Source organism: Microbacterium sp. CCNWLW41, from assembly GCF_037083505.1.
Window position 1 is genome coordinate 99569 of record NZ_JBAOJP010000006.1, and the last position, 17903, is coordinate 117471.

The following is a 17903-nucleotide window of genomic DNA, read 5'->3' on the forward strand; positions in this document are numbered from 1 at the left end:
CGGCACCGCACGATGAGCACTCCCATCCCGTCCACGCCCGACGCGGGTGCCGTTCGCCGCGGTTCTCCGCTGAGGGTCGAAGGCCTCGGCCTGCAGATCGGCGGCGCGACGATCCTCGAAGGCGTCGACCTCGACGTCGAGGCCGGCTCCCTCGTCGGAGTCATCGGCCCGAACGGCGCCGGCAAGACCACGCTCTTCAACGTGATCTCCGGGCTCATGAAGCCCACCGCCGGCCGTGTCGTGCTCGACGACCGCGACATCACGTCGGCGTCGGTGCCCGCACGGGCGCGGGCGGGACTGGGGCGCACCTTCCAGACCTCGAGCCTCTTCCCGAAGCTGTCCGTGCTCGAGAACGTGCGCCTGGCCGCCCAGGTGTCGCTCGGCGGATCGGGATCGCTGGTGCGATTCCCTCGGCGAACGGATGCCGCCACCGCGCTGGCTGTGGACAAGCTCGACATCGTCGGGCTCGGCCACATGCGCGAAGCCATGGCGGGCGACATCTCCCACGGCGACAAGCGCAAGCTCGAGATCGCGGTGCTGCTGGCCACCGAGTCGAGCATCGTGCTGCTCGACGAGCCGATGGCCGGCGTCGCGTCCGGAGACGTGCCCGGCCTCGTGGAGAACATCCGCGTCATGCAGCGCGAGAAGGGCTGCACGCTGCTCATGGTCGAGCACCACATCGATGTGCTCATGGGACTGGTCGAGAAGGTGGCGGTGATGTACTTCGGCACGATCATCGCGTACGACACCCCGCAGCGGATCATGGACAACCCGCTGGTGCAGAGCGCGTACCTCGGCTCCGGCTCCACCGGAACGGAGGCCGCATGACCGCCGAGCCGATCCTCACGGTGCGGAACATGCGCTGCACCATCGCCGGCCAGCAGGTCGTCGAGGATGTGTCCTTCGACGTGCCGGCCACCGGAATCACCGCCGTCCTCGGGCGCAACGGCGTGGGCAAGACGTCGACGCTGCGCGGCATCCTGGGTCTCATCTCGCGGCGCGGCGAGGTACGCCTCGCCGGGGAGCGCATCGACGGACTGTCCACGCACCGCATCGTCCGGCGCGGTGTGGGCTACGTGCCGGAGGACCGCGAGGTCTTCTCCAGGCTCACGGTCGCCGAGAACCTGGCGCTGGCGGAGCGGCAGCGCAGCCCCCGGCACCAGTTCGTCGCCGAACTCTTCCCGGATCTGGTCGCACGTCGCGACCAGCAGGCGGGCACGCTCTCGGGCGGGCAGCAGCAGATGGTGTCGGTCGCGCGGGCGCTGCTCAACGACAACAGGCTGCTCCTCGTCGACGAGCCGACCAAGGGCCTCGCCCCGAAGATCGTCACGGAGGTCGCCGACGCACTCGAGGAAGCCTCGAAGACCGTGCCGATCCTCCTCGTCGAGCAGAACCTCGAGGTCGTGCGCCGCCTCGCCGACGACGCCGTCGTGATCGCCGGCGGCCGGGTCGCCCACGTCGGCAAGGCACGCGCGATCCTCGACGACGACGACCTGACCCGCCGCCTCCTGGGCGTCCACGTGGAGCACGCCGTATGAGCACCCTCGTCCTGACCCTGATCACCGGCGTCGGCCTCGGCGCCCTCTACTTCCTCGTCGCGAGCGGGCTCAGCCTGATCTACGGCCTGATGCACGTGCTGAACTTCGCCCACGGCGCCTTCCTCACGCTGAGCGCCTTCATGGGCTTCATGGTCGCCCAGGCTCTGGGCACCGACTCGTGGGGATCGTTCCTGCTGTCGGTGCTCGTCGGCGCGGCGGTGGGCGCGGTGTTCGCGACGCTGACGGAGCTCGTGCTCATCCGCCCGCTGTACGAGCGGCACATCGAGCAGGTGCTGGTCACCGTGGGCCTCTCCTTCGCCGCCGTGGCGCTGTTCGAGGGGATCTGGGGCACCGACCCGATCCACATCTCGGGTCCGGCGTGGCTGAAGCAGACGACGGAGGTGCTCGGCGCCCGCATCCCCAACACGTACTGGGTGCTCATGATCGCGGCCGTACTCGTGCTCGCCGCCCTGGTGCTCTTCCTGCAGAAGACGCGCTACGGCATGATCATCCGGGCCGGCGTCGAGAACCGCTCGATGGTCACCGCGCTGGGCATCGACGTGCGGCGCTCGTTCACCCTCGTCTTCGCGATCGGCGGTGCGGCCGCCGGCATCGGCGGCGTGCTGGCCATGCACTACTCGACGTTCGTGTCGGCCCACCTGGGCCAGACGCTCCTCATCTTCGCGTTCATCGTCACCGTGGTGGGCGGCCTCGGATCGCTGACCGGTGCGGCCGTGGCATCCGTCCTCGTCGCCGTCCTGCAGCAGTTCGCGAACTTCTATCTCGGCGGGACCGGCGACTTCATCGTCGTGATCCTGCTGGCGCTCGTGCTGCTGGTGCGCCCGAGCGGACTCCTGGGGAGGAAGGCATGACCCGTCGACAGCCTCAGGGACCGGGGCAGGGCTCCGCCCTCCGTCGCTTCGCCCCCGCGATCATGGGCGCGGTGCTGGTCGCCTTCATGGCGATGCTTCCGCTGCTCAACCTCTCGCTTCCCGGCATCCTGCCCACGCCGACCTACATGCCGGGCACGCTCGCGCTGCTGTCGCTGTGCATGGTGTTCGCGGCGCTCGCACTGTCCTACAACCTGCTGCTGGGATCGGGCGGGATGCTGTCGTTCGGTCACGCGCTCTACTTCGGCGCCGGCGCCTACGGACTCGGCATCGCCCTCGAGCACTTCGGCGTGCCGCTGTGGCCGGGCATCTTCGTCGCGCTCATCGGCGGCATGGTCATCGCGCTCGTGACCGGTGCGGTGTCGATGCGGGTGTCGGGCATCCCGTTCGCCATGGTGACCCTGGCCTTCGCGCAGGCGGGCTCGGTGCTCGTGCGCCGCAACTCCCAGGTGACGGGGGGCGAGGAGGGCCTGAGCCTGAACACCGAGCAGGTGCCGGACTTCCTCATCGGCGTGATCAATACCCGCAACCTGTACTGGTTCACGCTCGTCGTGCTCGTCGTGGTCTATCTCGTGACACTGTGGGTCGACACCTCGCGTCTGGGCCACCTCGCACGCGCGACCCGCGAGAACGAGCAGCGGGTGCGCGTGCTGGGGCTCTCGCCCTACCGCGTGCGGCTCATCGTGTTCGTCATCGCCGCGGCGCTGGCGGCGCTGGCCGGCGTGGCGTACATGCTGCTGCAGTCGGGCACCGTGCCGCGCGCCGTCTCGGCCGATCTCACCATCACCGTGCTGGTCATGGTCGTGCTGGGTGGCGTCGGGTTCCGGTGGGGTGCCATCGTCGGGGGTGTGCTGTACACGCTCCTCGATCAGCGGCTCACCGTGCTGGCCGGATCCGAAGCGATCGCGGACCTCCCTGACTGGCTGCGCGTGCCGCTGTCGGAGCCGCTGTTCCTCCTCGGCGTGCTCTTCATCGTCGTGGTGATGTTCCTGCCGGGCGGTATCGCCGGCACGATCGACGCCGCCGCCAAGCGCCGCCGCGGCGAGCGGGTGCGCACCTCGCTGCGGAGCCTCGACGACGCCGAGCAGGCGACGGAGGCGGCCGAGGCGCCCGCCGAGGTGCGCTCATGACCTGGGGGCTCGATGCGCACGTCGAGGACGAGCCGCACACCATCGGCCGCTGGATCACCGATCGGGCCGGGCGCTCACCGGAGCGCATCGCGGTGGACGACAGGGGCGTGACGACCGACTACGCGACGCTCGCCGCCCGGGCCGTCGAGCTCGCCGAGAACCTCCGGCGATCGGGCTACGGCCCGGGCGACCGCATCGCGACGGTGTCGGGGAACTCGACCGACCACGTCGTCGCCTTCTTCGCGTGCGCGATCGCGGGGATCGCCTTCGTGCCGCTGTCGTGGCGGCTCACTCCGCGCGAGCTCGCCGACGTCCTCACCCGATCCGCGCCGGCGCTCGTGCTGATCGAGGACGAGCACGCCGCGCTCGCCGGCGAGGCGCTGCGGCTCGCGGACCGGACCGGTCCCACCGCGGCCCTGGGCACCACCGGGATCGAGGCATCCGTCCCTCGCGCACGGCACCTGCGCACGCACCGGCCGGTACGCGACGACGACCCGCTGCTCGTCATCTTCACGTCGGGCAGCGAGGCCGCTCCCAAGGGCGTGGTCCTGACGCACGCCAACTGCTTCTGGAACAACCTTGCCCTCTCGCAGGCGCTCCCGCTCGCGCAGGACGACGTCGTGCTGGCGATGCTGCCGCAGTTCCACGTCGCCGCGTGGAACTGCCAGCCGCTGCTGGCCTGGTGGGTCGGGGCGACCGTCGTGCTGGAGCGCTCGTTCCAGCCCGCCCGGGTGCTGCAGCTCATCGCCGACCGCCGCATCACCGCCATGATGGGCGTGCCCACGCAGTACGCGCTGCTGGCCGCCGATCGGGAGTGGGAGTCGACGGATGCCTCGTCGCTCCGGCTGGCCCTCGTGGGGGGTGCCACCATGCCGGTGCCGCTGCAGGAGGCCTGGGCGTCCCGCGGCGTCCCGCTCACGCAGGGGTACGGGCTGACCGAGGCGGGTCCGAACGTCCTGCACCTCCCGGCCGCAGAGGCCGCGGCCGCGCCGGGCGCCGTCGGGCGGCCGTACCCGTACGTGTCGGTGAGGATCGTCGATCCCGCCACCGGCCTGACCCTGGAGGGCGAGGCCACCGGCGAGCTGTGGGTGCGCGGACCCAGCGTGTTCGCGGGCTACCTCGGCGACGCCGCCGCCACCTCGCGCGCGCGGGACGGCGAGTGGCTGCGCACGGGCGACCTCGTCTCGCGCGACGGGGACGGCGTGTTCCGGATCGTCGACCGGCTGAAGGACATCTTCATCTCGGGCGGCGAGAACGTCGCGCCGGCCGAGGTGGAGTACGCGCTGTGCCTGCATCCGCTCGTCGCGGCGGCCGCCGTCGTCGGCGTTCCGGACCCGGTGTGGGGCGAACGCGGGATCGCGTTCGTCGTGCCGGCCGCCGGTGCGGCGCTGGCGGAGGACGAGCTCCTCACGCACGCGCGGCGCAACCTCGCCGCGTTCAAGGTGCCGGTGCGTGTCGTGCTGGTGGACGCACTGCCGCGTTCGACGATCGACAAGCTCGCCCGCTCCCGGCTGCGCGAGTGGGCTCTCGGATCGGCGCCGGGCCCGGGGGATCGACAGGCGGCAGGGCCCGCGGCGTTCAGGGCGCGAGGGACGGGGGAGTCCGCATGAGCATGTCCGACGAGATGGTCGACGGGGGGGAGCTGGTCTCGTCCGCGACCGGGCGCCCCCTCACCAAGCGCGGAGAGGCGACCCGCCGTCGCCTCCTCGAGGCGGCGGAGCTGGTGTTCGCGGACCAGGGCTACCACGAGGCATCCATCGTCAAGATCACCGAGCGGGCGGGCATCGGCCTGGGCACCTTCTACCTCTACTTCGACAGCAAGCAGTCGATCTTCGAGGCTCTCGTGCTCGACCTGAACCGTCGCGTGCGCCATTCGATGTCCGAGGCCATGACGGGCGCGGCGTCGCGGCTGGAGGCGGAGCGCGCGGGCTTCGCCGGCTTCTTCCGGTTCACCGCGGAGCACCCCGCGCTGTACCGGGTGGTGCGCGAGGCGGAGTTCGTGTCGCCCGCGGTGCTGCGCACCCACTACACGCGCATCGTCGAGGGCTACGAAGCCGGACTCCGTGCGGCCCAGGAGGCCGGCGACGTCGACCGGCAGCTCGACCCCGAGACCACGGCCTGGGCCCTGATGGGCATGGGCGAGCTGATCGGCATGCGGTTCCTGCTGTGGGAGCGCGACGCCGAGGGCAGGCCGCCTGCCGAGCTCGACCCCGCGGTCTTCGCCGGCATGACCCGCATCATCGACAACGCGCTGGCTCCTCGCGGCGCCGACGAGAGGAAGGAAGGCTGATGGCAGACAAGGATCTCGCCGGCAGGCGGGCGCTGGTGACCGGCGGTGCGAGCGGCATCGGTCTGGCGTGCGCGCACGAGCTCGCTTCGCGAGGCGCTCATGTCATCGTCGCCGATCGCGATGCCCAGGCCGCGACGGATGCCGCCACCGCGGTGGGCGGCGAATCCTGGGTGGCGGACCTCTCCGACACCGCGGCGCTCGAGGATCTCGCGCTGGACGTCGACATCCTCGTCAACAACGCCGGGATCCAGCGGGTGTCGCCGATCACCGAGTTCGATCCCGACACGTTCCGCCTGCTGCTGCGGCTCATGCTCGAGTCGCCGTTCCTGCTGATCCGCGCCGCGCTTCCCGGGATGTACGAGCGCGGGTGGGGACGGGTCATCAACATCTCCAGCGCCCACGGCCTGCGCGCGAGCCCGTTCAAGTCGGCCTATGTCGCAGCCAAGCACGGCCTGGAGGGACTGTCGAAGGTCACCGCCCTCGAGGGCGCCCCGCACGGTGTGACGAGCAACTGCATCAACCCGGCATACGTGCGCACCCCGCTGGTGGAGAAGCAGATCGCGGATCAGGCGAAGGTGCACGGGATCCCGGCCGAAGAGGTGGTCGAGAAGATCATGCTCACCGAGAGCGCCATCAAGCGCCTCGTCGAGGCGGACGAGGTCGCCTCACTGGCCGGATGGCTCGCGTCCGACCGGGCGGGGATGGTCACCGGCGCCTCGTACACGATGGACGGCGGATGGACGGCTCGATGAACCACGACAGGATCCCCGGCGGCGGCGCCGTCCCGGCGGCGGCGCCCGTGGCCGCACACGAATACCGTGAGGTCGACGTCCCCGTGGACGGCGGACTGCTGCACGCCGGCGTGTGGGAGCCGATCGACACGCCGGCGCACGACGCGGCCGGGGTGCAGACGGTGCTTCTCGTGCACGGCGTCACCGCGTCGCACCTGGCCTGGCCGTTCGTCGTGGAGCGGCTGCCGGGCGTGCGCGTCGTCGCCCCCGACCTCCGCGGCCGCGGTCGCAGCAACGGGCTCGCGGGCTCTGCCGGGATGGCCGCGCACGCGGCGGACCTCGCGTCGCTGCTCGACGCCCTCGGGATCTCGCGGACAGTGGTCGTCGGACACTCGATGGGCGGGTTCGTCTCGGTGGTCTTCGCCCACCGGCACCCCGAGCGCGTCTCGCGCGTCGTGCTCGTCGACGGCGGACTGCCGCTGGACGTGCCGCAGGGCCTCAGCGCCGACCAGCTGGTCGCCGGCATCCTCGGCCCGACGGCGGCGCGGCTGTCGATGAGGTTCGCCGGGCCGGGGGAGTACCTGGAGTTCTGGCGGCGGCATCCGGCGTTCGGCGAGGACTGGACGCCCGAGCTCGAGCGCTACCTGGCCTACGACCTCGTCGAGGACGGAGCCGGCGCGTACCGGCCGGCGACGAGCTACGCGACCACCGCGGATGACACCGTCGACATGAACACCGGCGCCGCGCTGCCCGCGGCGCTGGCCGGGCTGCGGCATCCGACGCGCTTGATCACGGTGCCGCTCGGCCTGCAGAACGAGCCGCCGGGCCTCTACGCCCCCGAGCACCTGGAGCGCCTGCTCGCGTCGTACCCGGGCGTCGCGCACGAGCGGGTGGCGGGGTTCAACCACTACACGATCGTGATGTCGCCGGCCGGGGCCGACGTCGTGGCCGCCGCCGTGCGGGAGGAGCTCGCCGCGCTGGTGTGACGCCGTCAGCGGGAGGCGGCGATGCGGGTCGTCAGCTGATGGGCGTGAGCCAAGAGCGTGCGGCCCAGCTCCGGAAGCCGGTCGGCCCCGAAGCGGAACTGCACGCCCGTCAGGCTCAACGCCCACTGCGGGTGGCCCTCGCGCGTGAAGACAGCCGCGCCGATGCCGTACGAGCCCTCGACGATGAGGCCGGGGTTGACCGCGTAGCCGCGCTCCTGCGTCTCGCGCAGCCTGGTCCGAAGCCGTCGCTCGCCGTGCGCCGCGCCCCACTGCTCCGGCAGCTCGGGGTGTCGCTCGAAGTAGGCGTCCACATCGTGGGGCGGCAGGAAGGACAGGATCGCCAGCCCGGCGGAGGCCACCCCGAGCGGGAAGCGCACGCCCTCCGACAGCACGAACGAGCGGATCGGGAAGCTGCCCTCCTCCCGGAGGAGGCACACGGTCTCATCGCCGCGTCGCACCGAGAGGAACGCGCTCTCCTCGGTGCGAACGGCAAGGGATCGTACGATGTCGCGCGCGATGGCGGTGATGTCGTAGCGGGATGCCGCCACGGTGCCCATCAGGAACAGCTCCGGTCCCGGCATCCAGCGTCCGGTGCGCTCGTCCTGGTCGACGAGCCCTTCGTGCCGCAGCGCGGTCAGCAGGCGATGCGCGGTGGGCCGGGTCAGCTCCGCGCGTCGTGCGAGCTCGGCGACCGCCATGCCCTCGGCGCCCCCTGCGGTCACCAGGCGCAGGAGTTGCGCCGCGCGGGCGATCGACTGCGCCCCCGGGACGGAGCGCTTGGGCATGCTGTCCACGATATGGACGCTACGCGCCGTATCGGCCACATGGCAAGCGACGCCTCGCGCGCCGGGGTCGGGCGCGGCAGGATCGAGGGCACGAGCGATGCGAAGGAGCAGCATGATCGACAAGACCTGGGGCTCGGCGGCCGAGGCCGTCGCCGACATCCCCGACGGCGCCTCTCTCGCGGTCGGAGGCTTCGGGCTCTCCGGCAACCCGATCGCCCTCATCGAGGCGCTGCTGGCGCAGGGGACGAGCGACCTCAGCATCGTCAGCAACAACTGCGGCGTCGACGACTGGGGGCTCGGCATCCTGCTGAACGCCAAGCGCATCCGCAAGATGACCTCGTCGTACGTCGGCGAGAACAAGGAGTTCGAGCGGCAGTTCCTCTCCGGTGAGCTCGAGCTCGAGCTCACGCCCCAGGGCACCCTCGCCGAGAAGCTCCGGGCGGGAGGCTCAGGGATCGCGGCGTTCTACACGCAGACCGGCGTGGGCACGCAGGTCGCCGAGGGCGGGCTGCCGCGCCGCTACGCCGTCGACGGCTCGATCGCCGTCGCATCCCCGGTCAAGGACGTGCGCAGCTTCGACGTCTCGGGCGCCGCGCGCGACTATGTGCTGGAAGAGGCGATCGTCACCGACTTCGCGCTCGTCCACGCGCTCAAGGGCGACCGCCACGGCAACCTCGTCTTCAACAAGGCGGCGCGCAACTTCAACCCGCTCGCCGCGATGGCCGGGCGCGTGTGCATCGCTCAGGTCGAAGAGCTCGTCGAACCGGGCGAGCTGGATCCCGACGCCATCCACCTGCCCGGCATCTACGTGCACCGCATCGTGGAGGTCGGAGCCGACATCGAGAAGCGCATCGAACGACGAACGGTCTCGGTCGCCCGGGCCGCCGCGCGCGAGATGCCGGAAGGAGCCTGACATGGCGCTCAGCCGCAATGAGATGGCCGCGCGCGCGGCTGCGGAGCTCGCCGACGGGGCCTACGTCAACCTCGGCATCGGCCTGCCGACGCTCGTGCCGAACTTCGTGCCCGACGGCGTGACGGTCGTGCTGCAGTCCGAGAACGGCATCCTCGGCGTCGGCCCGTACCCGACGGAGGAGGACGTCGATCCCGACCTCATCAACGCCGGCAAGGAGACCGTCACGACCCTTCCGGGCGCCGCGTTCTTCGACTCCGCGACGAGCTTCGGCATGATCCGCGGCGGCAAGATCGACGCCGCCATCCTCGGCGCCATGCAGGTCTCGGCGACGGGTGACCTCGCGAACTGGATGATCCCCGGCAAGATGGTCAAGGGCCCGGGCGGCGCGATGGACCTCGTGCACGGAGCCGCGAAGGTCATCGTGCTCATGGAGCACGTCGCCAAGGACGGCTCGGCCAAGATCGTGGACGAGTGCACGCTGCCCCTCACCGGCCGCGGCGTCGTGGACCGCATCATCACCGACCTCGCCGTCATCGATGTGACCGATGCCGGCCTCGTGCTCGTCGAGACCGCGCCGGGTGTCACCGTCGAGGAGGTCATCGCCGCGACAGAGCCCCGACTCACCGTCTCCGAACAGCTGGAAGTGATCTCATGACCCGTGAAGACATCGTCATCGTCGCCGCCGCGCGCACGCCGCAGGGGCGGCTGAAGGGCCAGCTCGCGCCGCTGACCGCGGTGCAGCTCGGCAGCGCAGCGATCAAGGGCGCCCTCGACAAGAGCGGCATCCCCGCCGACGCCGTCGACGCGGTGCTCGTCGGGCAGGTGCTCGCCGCCGGCAGCGGCCAGAACCCTGCGCGGCAGGCGGCCGTGGGGGCCGGCATCGGGTGGGACGTGCACTCGGGCTCGGTCAACAAGGTGTGCCTCTCCGGGCTCACCGCCGTCATCGACGGCGCCCGAATGATCGCCGTGGGGGACGCGACGGTCGTGGTCGCCGCCGGCATGGAGTCCATGACCCGTGCGCCGCACCTCCTGATGGGCTCGCGCGACGGGTGGGCGTACGGTTCGATCGAAGTGCTCGACCACATGGCGCACGACGGGCTGACCGACGCATACGACCGCGAGAGCATGGGCGCGTCGACGGAGCGGCACAACGGCCGGCTCGAGGTCACGCGGGAAGCGCAGGATGCCGTCGCCGCGCGCTCGCACCAGCGCGCCGCGGCCGCCCAGGCCGACGGAGTGTTCGACGCCGAGATCGTGCCGGTGGAGATCCCGCAGCGCAAGGGCGACCCGGTGGTCGTGACGAAGGACGAGGGCGTGCGACCCGAGACGACGATCGAGACCCTCTCGCGCCTGCGTGCCGCCTTCGCCGAGGGCGGCTCGATCACGGCCGGCAACTCGTCGCAGATCTCCGACGGCGCCTCGGCGGTGGTGCTCACCCGGCGCTCGCACGCCGACGAGAACGGCTGGCCCGTCCTCGCGGTCGTCGGCGCCTCCGGGCAGGTCGCCGGTCCCGACAACTCGCTGCACTCGCAGCCCGCACGCGCGATCGAGAAGGCGCTCGAGAAGCAGGGGATCGCGGCATCCGACCTCGACATCGTGGAGATCAACGAGGCGTTCGGGGCCGTCGTGGCGCGATCGCAGGCGGAGCTCGGACTGTCGGACGACGTCGTCAACCCGCACGGCGGCGGCATCGCGATCGGGCATCCCATCGGGGCCTCCGGCAACCGGCTGGTCGTCCACGCGGTGCACGAGCTCGTCCGCCGCGGCGGCGGGACGGCCGCGGTCGCGCTGTGCGGCGGGGGCGGTCAGGGCGACGCGCTGATCCTCACACGCTGAGCGGGTCAGTCCGCGAGGCGCTTGAGGCGGTCCTTGCGGATCTTGCGCTCGTTCCCATGGATGGGGGAGTCCTTGGCGACCGCCTCGCCGTGTGCGGCACGGCGCAGGTCGACGATGGCGCCGATCGCGAGGGCGAGCGAGATGCCCCAGCTGATCCAGGCGAGCACCTGGCGCCACGTGAAGGGCTCCTTCTCGCGGAGTCCCCTCAGCAGCGTCAAACCGCCCGTGACGGCGGTGAGGAGCCCGGTGCCGAAGAGGTACTTGCGCATGGGGCCACGTTAGCGCGGGGTGCGCGCACCCTGCGCCCCTTGACATGTGCGCGCTCGGTGCGTCAAGGGGCGCAGGCCGGGCGGAACGGCGCTGTTAGCCTGGGCGTGCCGAGTCCACGAAACCGTCAGGAGCCCGCGTGACAGAGCCCGCACACAGCGCCGACCTCGTCGTCGTCGCCAACCGCCTCCCCGTCGACCGGGTCGTCGACGCCGCGGGCGAGCAGGGGTGGCGTCGCTCACCCGGCGGGCTGGTGACGGCACTCGAGCCGGTGATGCGGCGGTCGGACGGCGCGTGGGTGGGCTGGCCGGGCCAGCCCGACATCGACGTCGAGCCGTTCGAGTTCGAGGGCACCTATCTCGTCCCCGTCGCCCTCAGCTCCGACGAGGTCGAGAAGTACTACGAGGGCATGTCGAACGACACCTTCTGGCCGCTCTACCACGACGTCATCGCGGAGCCGCGCTACCGGCGCGTGTGGTGGGACGCCTACGTGCGGGTCAACCGCCGCTTCGCCGAGGCCACGGCGGCGGTCGCGGCCGAGGGTGCGACCGTATGGGTGCAGGACTATCAGCTGCAGCTCGTGCCCCAGATGCTCCGCGACATGCGCCCCGACCTCACGATCGGGTACTTCCACCACATTCCCTTCCCGGCATACGGCCTCTACTCGCAGCTCCCGTGGCGGCGGCAGGTGCTCGAGGGCCTCCTCGGCGCCGACGTCATCGGCTTCCAGCGGGTGGCCGACGCGGGCAACTTCGCCCGGGCCGTCCGCCGTCAGCTGCGCTACGACACCAAGGCCACCGGCATCAGCGTCCCGAACCCCGATGGCACGACCCGGCGGGCGCTGGCCAAGGCCTTCCCCATCTCGATCGACGCCTCGTCCTACATCGAGCTCGCGCGTCGCGAGGACGTGCGGGCGCGTGCGCGGGAGATCCGGGAGAGCCTCGGGAACCCGAAGAAGATCCTGCTCGGGGTCGACCGCCTGGACTACACCAAGGGCATCCGCCACCGCATGAAGGCGTTCGGCGAGCTGCTCGAGGACGGCCGCATCTCGGTCGAGGACGTCACGCTGGTGCAGGTCGCGAGCCCCAGCCGCGAGCGCGTCGAGGCGTACATGCAGCTGCGGGACGAGATCGAGCTCACCGTGGGCCGCATCAACGGCGACCACGACACGATGGGGCACACCGCGATCCGCTACCTGCACCAGGCCTACCCGCGCGAAGAGATGGTCGCGCTGTTCCTGGCCGCCGACGTCATGCTCGTCACGGCGCTGCGGGACGGCATGAACCTCGTGGCCAAGGAGTACGTCGCGTCGCGCATCGACAACCGGGGGGTGCTCGTGCTGAGCGAGTTCGCCGGCGCCGCGGACGAGCTGCCGAGCGCGATCCGCATCAATCCCCACGACATCGACGGCATGAAGGACTCGATCATGCGCGCCATCGAGATGCCGTCCGCAGAGCAGGGCCGGCGCATGCGGGCGCTGCGCAAGAAGGTGATCGAGAGCGACGTCGCGCGCTGGTCCCGGTCGTTCCTCGACGCCCTGGACGCGGCGCGCCGCGGCCGCCCCGACGCCGGGGCCCACGCATGAGCGCCGCCCTCGACGACGACGCGCGAGCGCAGATCGCGCGGGTCGCGGCATCCGATCGGCTCCTGGTCGCCCTCGACTTCGACGGCACGCTCTCGCCCCTCGAGGACGAGCCGATGGATGCGCGGATGCTGCCGGCGGCTCGTGCGGCGGTCGACGCCCTCGTCGCCGTGCCCGACACCGTGGTCGCGTTCGTATCGGGCCGCAGCCTGAGCGATCTGCGCGTGATCGCCGAGCACGACGACGCGTCTCGGGTGCTCCTGGCCGGCTCGCACGGTGCGGAGTACTGGATCCCCGGTGAGGGCCTCTCCCGCCACGCCGAGGACGACGCCGACGCCGCACTGCGCGACGCGCTTCGGGCGCGCGCCGAGCGGGAGACCGCCCACCTCGAGGGGGTGTGGATCGAGCCGAAGACGTTCGGGTTCGGTGTGCACACCCGGCGGGCCGACCCGCAGGCCGCCGCGACGGCGAACCGGATGGTCGACGAGATCGTCTCGGCGGAGGCGCCGCAGTGGCGCCGGCGCACGGGGCACAACATCGTCGAGTACGCCTTCCGTCACGAGGGGAAGGACTCCGCGATCGCCGAGCTCCGCGCGCGGACGGCCGCCTCGGCGGTGCTCTTCGCGGGCGACGACGTGACCGACGAGGACGCGCTGGCGAGTCTCGGAGCGGCCGACCTCGGCGTCCACGTCGGCGGCGGGCCCACGGCGGCTACCGTGACGGTGCCCGACATCGCCGCGCTGGCCGCCCTCCTGGAGCGTCTCGCACAGGCGCGTACCGAGGCGCGCGGCTGACGCGTCACAGCGGCCGAGCGCGCGCTGCCGCGGGAATACACTGAGTCAATGGCCCTGCCCGATTCGCCCGCTGACAACTCCATCGACATCAAGCCCCGCAGTCGCGTCGTCACCGACGGCATCGAAGCGACGACCTCCCGCGGCATGCTCCGCGCGGTCGGCATGGGTGACGCGGACTGGGACAAGCCGCAGATCGGCATCGCCTCCAGCTGGAACGAGATCACCCCGTGCAACCTGAGCCTCGACAGGCTCGCACAGGGCGCCAAGGAGGGGGTGCACGCGGGCGGCGGCTACCCGCTCCAGTTCGGCACCATCTCCGTCTCGGACGGCATCTCGATGGGCCACGAGGGCATGCACTTCTCGCTCGTCTCGCGGGAGGTCATCGCCGACTCGGTCGAGACGGTCATCATGGCCGAGCGCCTCGACGGCTCGGTGCTCCTCGCGGGCTGCGACAAGTCGATCCCCGGCATGCTGATGGCCTCCGCGCGGCTCGACCTCTCGAGCGTCTTCCTCTACGCCGGCTCGATCGCGCCCGGCTGGGTCAAGCTCTCGGACGGCACCGAGAAGGACGTCACCATCATCGACTCGTTCGAAGCCGTGGGCGCGTGCCTGGCCGGCAAGATGAGCGAGGCCGACCTCAAGCGCATCGAGTGCGCCATCGCCCCCGGCGAAGGCGCCTGCGGCGGCATGTACACCGCCAACACCATGGCCTCGGTCGCCGAGGCCCTCGGGCTCAGCCTGCCCGGGTCGGCCGCACCGCCGTCCGCCGACCGCCGCCGCGACTACTTCGCCCACCGGTCGGGGGAGGCGGTCGTGAACCTGCTCCGCCAGGGCATCACGACCCGCGACATCCTCACCAAGGAGGCGTTCGAGAACGCCATCGCCCTCGCCATGGCGCTCGGCGGGTCGACGAACGTCGTCCTGCATCTGCTGGCGATCGCGCGCGAAGCCGACGTCGACCTGAGCCTTCGCGACTTCAACCGCATCGGCGACAAGGTGCCCCACGTGGCCGACATGAAGCCCTTCGGCCAGTACGTCATGAACGACGTCGACCGTCACGGCGGCATCCCGGTCATCATGAAGGCCATGCTCGACGAGGGCCTGCTGCACGGCGACGCCCTCACGGTCACCGGCAAGACGCTCGCCGAGAACCTCGCAGAACTCGACCCGGACCCCGTGGACGGCACCGTCATCCACCGCTTCGACGACCCCATCCACGAGACGGGCGGCATCACGATCCTGCACGGCACGATCGCGCCCGAGGGAGCGGTGGTGAAGTCGGCCGGCTTCGACGGCAACGTGTTCGAGGGTCCCGCGCGCGTGTTCGAGCGGGAGCGCGCCGCGATGGACGCCCTCGAGGCCGGCGAGATCGTCGCGGGCGACGTCGTCGTCATCCGCTACGAGGGCCCCAAGGGCGGCCCCGGCATGCGCGAGATGCTCGCCATCACCGCAGCCATCAAGGGCGCAGGCCTCGGAAAAGATGTACTACTCTTGACGGACGGACGATTCTCAGGCGGCACAACCGGCCTGTGCATCGGCCACATAGCACCCGAAGCGGTGGACGCTGGTCCCATCGCCTTCGTGCGCGATGGTGATCTGATACGGGTCGATATCGCGGCTCGCACTCTCGATCTACTCGTCGACGAGGCTGAGCTCGACTCCCGCCGCTTGGGCTGGGAGCCGCTTCCCCCGCGCTATACCCGTGGCGTCCTTGCCAAGTACTCCCGACTCGTGCGCTCCGCTGCGGAGGGCGCGACCACCGGTTGAGTCCGGCTTCCGACAAGCCCTCCGAACCGACTCAGAGGATCCTCACCATGTCACTCGACACCGCTGCCGTTCCCCGGCCGCCGGCCCGCACCGCCTCGACGCCCGTGCTCACGGGCGCGGAAGCGGTCGTCCGCTCCCTCGACCTGCTGGGGGTGACCGACGTCTTCGGCCTGCCCGGCGGCGCGATCATGCCCGTCTACGACCCGCTCATGGACGACGAGTCGGTCCGCCACATCCTCGTCCGGCACGAGCAGGGCGCAGGTCACGCCGCGGAAGGCTACGCCGCGGCATCCGGTCGTGTGGGCGTGGCGATCGCGACCTCCGGCCCCGGCGCCACCAACCTCGTGACGGCGATCGCCGACGCGTACATGGACTCGGTGCCGATCGTGTGCATCACCGGCCAGGTGTTCTCCACGCTCATGGGGACGGATGCCTTCCAGGAGGCCGACATCGTGGGCATCACCATGCCCATCACCAAGCATTCGTTCCTCGTCAAGCGCGCCGAGGACATCCCCGGCGCCCTCGCGGCGGCCTTCGAGATCGCCTCGACCGGACGCCCCGGGCCGGTGCTCGTGGACATCACGAAGGACGCGCAGCAGGCCGAGGCGCCGTTCGTGTGGCCGCCGAAGATCGACCTGCCGGGCTACCGGCCGGTGACCAAGGCGCACGGCAAGCAGATCCAGGCCGCCGCGCAGATGATCGTGGAGGCCCGCAAGCCGGTGCTCTACGTCGGCGGCGGCGTGGTCCGGGCACGCGCCTCGGAAGAGCTGCGCACGTTCGCGCAGGCGACCGGCGCCCCGGTCGTCACCACGCTCATGGCGCGCGGCGCCTTCCCGGACTCGCACGAGCAGCACCTCGGCATGCCGGGCATGCACGGCACCGTCCCGGCGGTGCTCGCGCTGCAGGAGGCCGACCTCATCGTCGCGCTCGGCGCGCGGTTCGACGACCGCGTCACCGGCAAAGCGGCGCTGTTCGCGCCGAACGCGAAGGTCGTGCACGTCGACATCGACCCGGCCGAGATCTCGAAGATCCGCACCGCCGACGTCCCGATCGTCGGCGACCTCAAGGACGTGCTCGTCGACCTGCACGCGGCGTTCCAGGCAGCCCTCAAGGGCGGCAATCCGGACATCGCCGAGTGGTGGTCCTTCCTCGACGGCCTGCGCGACGAGTTCCCGCTCGGCTACTCGCAGCCGACCGACGGCCTGATGTCGCCGCAGTACGTGATCCAGCGCATCGGCGAGCTCACGGGCCCTGAAGGCATCTACGCCGCCGGCGTCGGGCAGCACCAGATGTGGGCGGCGCAGTTCATCAAGTACGAGCGCCCGAACGCGTGGCTGAACTCCGGCGGCGCGGGGACCATGGGGTACTCCGTCCCGGCGGCGATGGGCGCCAAGGTCGCCGAGCCCGACCGCGTGGTGTGGGCGATCGACGGCGACGGCTGCTTCCAGATGACCAATCAGGAGCTCGCGACCTGCGCGATCAACGACATCCCGATCAAGGTCGCGATCATCAACAACTCGTCGCTGGGCATGGTGCGCCAGTGGCAGACGCTGTTCTACGACGGCCGGCACTCCAACACCGACCTCAACACCGGTCACGGCACCGTGCGCATCCCCGACTTCGTCACGCTCGCCGAGGCCTACGGCTGCCTCGCCATCCGCGTCGAGAAGGAGGAGGACGTGGATGCCGCGATCAAGACGGCGCTCGAGACGAACGACCGTCCCGTGGTCATCGACTTCGTGGTGAGCGCCGACGCGATGGTGTGGCCGATGGTGCCGCAGGGCGTCAGCAACAGCTACGTGCAGTACGCGCGCGACCACTCGCCCGCCTTCGCAGAGCAGGAGGACTGATCCATGTCGAGTCACGTGCTGAGCCTCCTCGTCGAGGACAAGCCGGGCCTGCTCACGCGCGTCGCGGGCCTCTTCGCCCGTCGCGGCTTCAACATCGAGTCGCTGGCGGTGGGCGTGACCGAGGTCCCCGGCCTCTCGCGGATCACCGTGGTGGTCGACGTCGACGAGCTGCCGCTCGAGCAGGTCACGAAGCAGCTGAACAAGCTGATCAACGTCATCAAGATCGTCGAGCTCGACCCCGTGGCATCCGTCCAGCGCGAGCACATGCTCATCAAGGTGCGCGCCGACAACCAGACCCGCTCGAACGTGCTCGAGGTGGTGAACCTCTTCCGGGCCCAGATCGTCGACTACGCGCCGGACGCGCTGGTGGTCGAGGTCACCGGCGACAAGGGCAAGGTCGAGGCCTTCCTGCGGGCGCTGGAGCCCTTCGGCATCAAGGAGCTGGCCCAGTCCGGCCTCGTCGCCATCGGCCGCGGCGGCAAGAGCATCACCGAGCGCGTCCTGCGCGGCTGATCCCCGACCAACAGACCACAACATCAAGGAG

Annotated in this window: 18 protein-coding genes; 16 read left to right on the forward strand and 2 right to left on the reverse strand. The window is 71.0% G+C overall.

Going from position 1 to position 17903, the window contains the following annotated elements:
- Positions 1–12 precede the first annotated feature (12 nt).
- The 8 genes from V6R91_RS20940 to V6R91_RS20975 all read left to right on the forward strand — a co-directional run bounded on the left by V6R91_RS20940 (position 13) and on the right by V6R91_RS20975 (position 7565).
- Positions 13–828: an ABC transporter ATP-binding protein gene (locus V6R91_RS20940; protein WP_336396857.1), complete on the forward strand. Its 816-nt coding sequence runs from the start codon at positions 13–15 to the stop codon at positions 826–828.
- Positions 825–1538 carry an ABC transporter ATP-binding protein gene (locus V6R91_RS20945; protein WP_336396858.1) on the forward strand — a complete coding sequence of 238 codons (714 nt, stop codon included), beginning with the start codon at positions 825–827 and terminating at the stop codon, positions 1536–1538. The genes V6R91_RS20940 and V6R91_RS20945 overlap by 4 nt, the downstream gene beginning before the upstream one ends.
- Positions 1535–2410 carry a branched-chain amino acid ABC transporter permease gene (locus V6R91_RS20950; RefSeq protein WP_336396859.1) on the forward strand — a complete coding sequence of 292 codons (876 nt, stop codon included), beginning with the start codon at positions 1535–1537 and terminating at the stop codon, positions 2408–2410. Before V6R91_RS20945 ends, V6R91_RS20950 begins: the two co-directional genes overlap by 4 nt.
- 62 nt (positions 2411–2472) lie before the next feature.
- Positions 2473–3558, forward strand: a complete 1086-nt coding sequence (locus V6R91_RS20955) for a branched-chain amino acid ABC transporter permease (protein WP_336397127.1) — start codon at positions 2473–2475, stop codon at positions 3556–3558.
- Positions 3555–5168 (forward strand): class I adenylate-forming enzyme family protein, encoded by a 1614-nt coding sequence (locus V6R91_RS20960; RefSeq protein ID WP_336396860.1) that lies wholly within the window; start codon positions 3555–3557, stop codon positions 5166–5168. The genes V6R91_RS20955 and V6R91_RS20960 overlap by 4 nt, the downstream gene beginning before the upstream one ends.
- On the forward strand, positions 5165–5848 hold the full coding sequence (locus V6R91_RS20965) for a TetR/AcrR family transcriptional regulator (protein ID WP_336396861.1): 684 nt from the start codon (positions 5165–5167) through the stop codon (positions 5846–5848). Before V6R91_RS20960 ends, V6R91_RS20965 begins: the two co-directional genes overlap by 4 nt.
- Positions 5848–6600, forward strand: coding sequence for a 3-hydroxybutyrate dehydrogenase (locus V6R91_RS20970; protein WP_336396862.1), 753 nt, complete (start codon positions 5848–5850; stop codon positions 6598–6600). The genes V6R91_RS20965 and V6R91_RS20970 overlap by 1 nt, the downstream gene beginning before the upstream one ends.
- The gene (locus tag V6R91_RS20975) at positions 6597–7565 is read left to right on the forward strand and encodes an alpha/beta fold hydrolase (protein ID WP_336396863.1); all 969 of its coding nucleotides are present in this window, start codon (positions 6597–6599) and stop codon (positions 7563–7565) included. The genes V6R91_RS20970 and V6R91_RS20975 overlap by 4 nt, the downstream gene beginning before the upstream one ends.
- A gap of 5 nt (positions 7566–7570) precedes the next feature.
- On the opposite strand, the gene V6R91_RS20980 is transcribed toward V6R91_RS20975, so the two are convergent.
- Entirely contained in the window at positions 7571–8350 is a 780-nt protein-coding gene (locus tag V6R91_RS20980; protein WP_336396864.1) for an IclR family transcriptional regulator, read from the reverse strand.
- Between the two features lie 112 nt (positions 8351–8462).
- On the opposite strand from V6R91_RS20980, the gene V6R91_RS20985 reads away from it, so the two are divergent.
- Genes V6R91_RS20985 through V6R91_RS20995 form a run of 3 tightly spaced genes read left to right on the forward strand, consistent with a single transcriptional unit; the run spans position 8463 to position 11099 of the window.
- Positions 8463–9263 (forward strand): CoA transferase subunit A, encoded by an 801-nt coding sequence (locus V6R91_RS20985; RefSeq protein ID WP_336396865.1) that lies wholly within the window; start codon positions 8463–8465, stop codon positions 9261–9263.
- Position 9264: 1 nt separating this feature from the next.
- Complete coding sequence (locus V6R91_RS20990; protein ID WP_336396866.1) at positions 9265–9918, forward strand: 3-oxoacid CoA-transferase subunit B; 654 nt, start codon at positions 9265–9267, stop codon at positions 9916–9918.
- Positions 9915–11099, forward strand: coding sequence for an acetyl-CoA C-acetyltransferase (locus tag V6R91_RS20995; RefSeq protein WP_336396867.1), 1185 nt, complete (start codon positions 9915–9917; stop codon positions 11097–11099). The genes V6R91_RS20990 and V6R91_RS20995 overlap by 4 nt, the downstream gene beginning before the upstream one ends.
- A 5-nt stretch (positions 11100–11104) precedes the next feature.
- Here V6R91_RS20995 and V6R91_RS21000 read toward each other — a convergent pair whose 3' ends face one another.
- A complete protein-coding gene (locus tag V6R91_RS21000) occupies positions 11105–11368 on the reverse strand; it encodes a hypothetical protein (RefSeq protein WP_336396868.1) in 264 nt (87 codons plus the stop codon).
- 137 nt (positions 11369–11505) lie between these two features.
- Here V6R91_RS21000 and V6R91_RS21005 point away from each other — a divergent pair, with 137 nt between their 5' ends.
- The 5 genes from V6R91_RS21005 to ilvN are packed head-to-tail and all read left to right on the forward strand — an operon-like array spanning position 11506 to position 17872.
- Positions 11506–12951 carry an alpha,alpha-trehalose-phosphate synthase (UDP-forming) gene (locus V6R91_RS21005; protein WP_336396869.1) on the forward strand — a complete coding sequence of 482 codons (1446 nt, stop codon included), beginning with the start codon at positions 11506–11508 and terminating at the stop codon, positions 12949–12951.
- Entirely contained in the window at positions 12948–13742 is a 795-nt protein-coding gene (gene otsB, locus V6R91_RS21010; protein WP_336396870.1) for a trehalose-phosphatase, read from the forward strand. The genes V6R91_RS21005 and otsB overlap by 4 nt, the downstream gene beginning before the upstream one ends.
- 48 nt (positions 13743–13790) lie before the next feature.
- The gene (ilvD, locus tag V6R91_RS21015) at positions 13791–15509 is read left to right on the forward strand and encodes a dihydroxy-acid dehydratase (protein WP_336396871.1); all 1719 of its coding nucleotides are present in this window, start codon (positions 13791–13793) and stop codon (positions 15507–15509) included.
- A gap of 47 nt (positions 15510–15556) precedes the next feature.
- Positions 15557–17359 carry an acetolactate synthase large subunit gene (locus V6R91_RS21020; protein ID WP_336396872.1) on the forward strand — a complete coding sequence of 601 codons (1803 nt, stop codon included), beginning with the start codon at positions 15557–15559 and terminating at the stop codon, positions 17357–17359.
- 3 nt (positions 17360–17362) lie between these two features.
- Entirely contained in the window at positions 17363–17872 is a 510-nt protein-coding gene (ilvN, locus tag V6R91_RS21025; RefSeq protein WP_336396873.1) for an acetolactate synthase small subunit, read from the forward strand.
- The last annotated feature ends 31 nt before the right edge of the window (positions 17873–17903 follow it).